We start from the raw sequence: 364 nt of genomic DNA on the forward strand, positions 1-364 counted from the left end.
ACTTGGCCACAAAGATGCTCGCACCCACTATACAGTTCTCAAACAACAACCAAACACACAAGAAAACACCCGACCCCCTACACAGAGGCCAGAGAGCGTGTCCTCTCAGACACCCAACAGCGGACTGCGCCGGCCAAAGACCAGCAAGCTAGTGTGTTCCACAATCCATTGAGCGTCACGGCAGAGAAGCATTCGTTCTCTACACCGTGAACACTCCCAACCAGTCAAACAACCAGCCGGGGTGTTGTTGCTCCTTAGAAAGGAGGTGATCCAGCCGCACCTTCCGGTACGGCTACCTTGTTACGACTTCGTCCCAATCGCCAGTCCCACCTTCGACCACTCCCCCCACAAGGGTTGGGCCATG

General features: G+C 55.5%; 1 rRNA gene. It reads right to left on the minus strand.

Going from position 1 to position 364, the window contains the following annotated elements:
- Positions 1-258 precede the first annotated feature (258 nt).
- Positions 259-364: ribosomal RNA gene (locus E1288_RS46640) — 16S ribosomal RNA — on the minus strand; the annotation flags it as partial.

This window comes from Saccharopolyspora elongata (assembly GCF_004348985.1).
Taxonomy (GTDB): domain Bacteria; phylum Actinomycetota; class Actinomycetes; order Mycobacteriales; family Pseudonocardiaceae; genus Saccharopolyspora; species Saccharopolyspora elongata.